This window comes from bacterium (genome assembly GCA_021372515.1).
In the GTDB taxonomy this organism is placed as follows: Bacteria; Gemmatimonadota; Glassbacteria; order GWA2-58-10; family GWA2-58-10; genus JAJFUG01.
The window spans coordinates 1-3585 of record JAJFUG010000077.1; the positions used below are offsets into that span (position 1 = coordinate 1).

The following is a 3585-nucleotide window of genomic DNA, read 5'->3' on the forward strand; positions in this document are numbered from 1 at the left end:
GCCCTGGCCCACGAGTACGGCTCCGGCCTGGCCCGCCGCTGGTGCGACACGTTTGCCGACACTCTGCAGTCCCGTCCCTGGTGGGAGTTCGTTTTCGCCGACCCGGACGTGGCCCCGGCGGGCCCGGAAGATCTTCCCACCGGACGGCTGATCCCGGGCCTGGGTCTGGCCCTTCTGCGCAGCTCCTGGGACAGGGACGCCGCCTACGTGAGGTTCCACTGCGGGCCTTGGTACACCTCTCACCAGCATGACGCCCAGGGCACGCTGACCGCCTGGCGGGATGGCTCCGCGCGGCTGATCGAGCCGGGGGTGTATGACGGCGAGGTGCACGGCCACTATGTCAACTGGCGCATCCGCACGATCAGCCACAACAGCCTGACCGTGCTCGACCCGGCCGAGCGGTTCCACGGCCCGGAGGATGTCCCCGTGCCGGCCAACGACGGCGGCCAGGTGATCCAGGAGTGGACCCTCAAGCCGGCCAATATGAGCCAGTGGCGCGAGCAGAGCGACCTGCGTTCCACCGGAAAAATAACGGTGTTCCTCAACGACCGCTCCCACGACCTGGTGGCGGGCGAGGCCGCCGGGGCTTACACTCCTGGCAAGGTCCAACGCTGGAGCCGTCAGTTGCTCTTCCTCAAGCCCGGCTGGATCGTTCTGTGCGACCTGGTCAGCGCACCTGCGGAGTATCCCAAAACCATCTATTTCCACAGCCCGGCCGAGCTGAACGCAAGTGGCCAGGGCGCCACGGCCCAGGGGACTTTCAGCGCCTTCTGCCTGCTGCCCGCGCAAGCCAAGCTGAACCTGGCCGGCGGGCCGGGGAAAACCTTCGCCTACGGCGACAGCAACTGGAGCACCATCCCGGCCTACAACGCCCAGGTTGACACCGCCTGGCGCCTGGAGGTGGAAGCCCCGCGCCAGGAGAGCACGGTGTTCCTGACCGCGATCTACCTGCCGGGGCGCGGCGAGAGCGGCACGCCGAAAGCCACTCTGCTCGACTCCGGACCCGAGCGGGTCAGCCTGAGCCTGGAGGGCGGCTACACGGTCAGCCTGAGCCCCGGTGACCCGGAAGCCTACAGCCTGACCGGACCGGGCGTGACTTACTCCTTGAGCGGCGTGGTGGCGGTGGACGGCCTGGCGCAAGAGGGCGAGACAGTGAGCCTTTCCGGGGCGGCCGCGGCCACAGCGGTCACGGACAGCCACGGCGAGTTCCTGTTCCAGGGCCTGGCCCCCGGCGATTATACGCTCACGCGAGCCGCGACCGGCCAGACCCGCCGGGTGGCGATCAGCGAGAGCAGTGTGGGTGGGATAAGGTTCTGAGTGGGTTTGTCGGCAGGGAAAGCTTGGTATGTTTGCGCAGGGGCACGGCGCACCGTGCCCCTTTTTCTATGTCTTTTCTCGACCTTTACACACCCCGCCCGCTTGCGCGGGCACCCCTCTCGAGAGGGGATTTTCCTGCCACTTCCAGTGGTTTCAGCCGATGCTTTCAACCCGGTGCTGCACTCCACCCCTCTGCCCAAAAGAGAGTTGGCGGAGTCAGACATCGGTGTGTGTAAAGTATTCAGCGCATAACTACCCGATCAATACTCCAGCAAAAACTTCCCGTCCTTCATGATCAACTTGCCGTCCACCTCGATGGATGTGCGCTGCAGGACCACGTCCACGTGGCCGTTGCTGCGCTGGCTGGAGCCGGTTTTCTCCGGGTAGCCGTCCCCGAACGCCACGTGCACGCCGGGGAATTTCTCATCCTGCAACAGGTTGCCGATCAGTTTCTCCAGGCCCACCGCCGTGCCGATCGCGAACTCACCCAGACGGTCCGCCATCTCATCCTGCTGCGTGTAGCGGCGGAACTCCTCCAGCAGGGCCGTGTTCTTGCACTCCAGTCCCGAGATGCGGCTGTCCTTGAGCTCGATGCGCAGAGGCGTTTTCTCCAGGGGCCCGTATTTCTGGTCGAAATAGTCCCCCACTGTGCCGTCCACCACCAGCACCGAACCCTCGGCCACGCTCTCGGCGCAGGTGAACACCTCGCCATCCGGAAGGTTCATCCATTCGCCCGGCCCGATCAGCCCATCCGAGATCACCCAGCGGAAATTTGGCGAAAACACGCCGGTGATGTCCGTGCCCGCGGGTGTTGTCACCCGGATCCTCTTCGCCGCGTGCACGGCGTCGTAGACCTTGTGTGAGAGGGCCGAGATTTTCTCGTAATCCAGGCTCATCCCCTGGGCCATGATCTGCTCGGTGATTCCGATCATGTGGGCATGGCGGAGGGTCTTGTTCTTCTCGATCCGCTCCAGCATCGGCTTGCGGAAACTCTGCAGCTCGCCGGGACGGCCCCCGGCGGCGAAAAAACTCACCTGGGCCTTGTCCAGGGCCGCGCCGACTGTCTCCGGGAAAGCCAGCGACTTGCCGCCTTCTGTCGGCCGCTCGCCGAAATCCTCCATCCGGAACACTGTCACCCCAGCCCCGGCTTTCTTGGCCTCGCTGGTCAGGGCCACACCGATCTTGAACCGGTCCTGGTCCGTGATCACCACCACATTTTCCCCGCGGGCGACTTTGGTGCAGACATTCACCGCCTGCCAGGCGCCTTTTTCCAGAGAACCCATCGCGTTTCCCCCCTTGAGCCGGGTTATAGGTCCGCGCGCGCCGCGCAACGATCATACTCGCAATATAAGGGCGGCGGGCTTATTTTTCAAAGGAGCGCACAAAGGAAACAGCATAACCCTCAAAGCGGCCGCCCGGCCGCCGCAGTTACCTTTGGGGGCCGCGTCCGGGACAGGAAAAATGTAGGGGCAATTCATGAATTGCCCCTACACGAGACCACCACCGGCTGGCTTTTCGCTAAAATAAAACAAGGAGCGTCTTTTGCGGCTGACAGTCCTGGGCGCGGGCACTATGGCCCCCAAAGCGGAGTACGGCATGAGCGGCCACGTGGTGAGCCTGGACGCAGACGGAATCCTGCTCTTTGACTGCGGCTCCGGCACGCTCCAGCGGGGCGCGCGCGCCGGGATCGACTGGCTGCGCCTCGAACGGGTCTTTATCAGCCACCTGCACCCGGACCACACCTTAGACCTGCCCGCCCTGACCTTTGCCCTCAACCACGCTCCAGGCGTACCTCCGGGTGCGCGCCTGGATGTCTACGGCCCGGCCGGCCTGGGGGCTTTCTTCGAGAAAGTCTGCGCCGCCTGGCCCGCGGCAGCACCCAAAAATTTCGAGCTGAAACTGCGGGAACTGTCTCCCGGTGACATGGTCGCCACCGAAACCTGGGCTGTCCGCGCGGGAACGGCCTGCCACGGCAAAGGCGCGTCCCTGGCCTGGCGGGTGGAAAGCGACGGCCGGGCCCTGGTCTACAGCGGCGACACCCAATACTGCCCGGAGATTACCAAGTTGGCCTGCGGCTGCGACCTTTTGCTCTGCGAGTGCTCCACGGATGACAGCCACTGTCTGGAAGGCCACCTGAGCCCCTCGGGTGTGGCGCGCCTGGTGCGCGACTCCGGGGCGGCGCGGGCCGTGCTCGTGCATGTCTACCCGCCCTTCGACCCGCTTGAGATGGCCGCGCGCTGCGCGGAGTTTACCGGCGTGACTGTCGAG

Annotated in this window: 3 protein-coding genes; 2 read left to right on the forward strand and 1 reads right to left on the reverse strand. The window is 65.1% G+C overall.

What is annotated here, in order from left to right; translation table 11 throughout:
• Positions 1-1317 (forward strand): heparinase II/III family protein (locus LLH00_08090; protein ID MCE5271230.1); only part of this gene is annotated, 1317 nt, incomplete at its 5' end.
• Between the two features lie 260 nt (positions 1318-1577).
• Here LLH00_08090 and LLH00_08095 read toward each other — a convergent pair.
• Positions 1578-2600, reverse strand: a complete 1023-nt coding sequence (locus LLH00_08095) for an aminopeptidase (protein ID MCE5271231.1) — start codon at positions 2598-2600, stop codon at positions 1578-1580.
• A 259-nt stretch (positions 2601-2859) separates the two neighbouring features.
• Between LLH00_08095 and LLH00_08100 the strand changes: the two genes are divergently transcribed.
• Positions 2860-3585: ribonuclease Z (locus LLH00_08100; GenBank protein MCE5271232.1), on the forward strand; the 726-nt coding region annotated here is incomplete at its 3' end.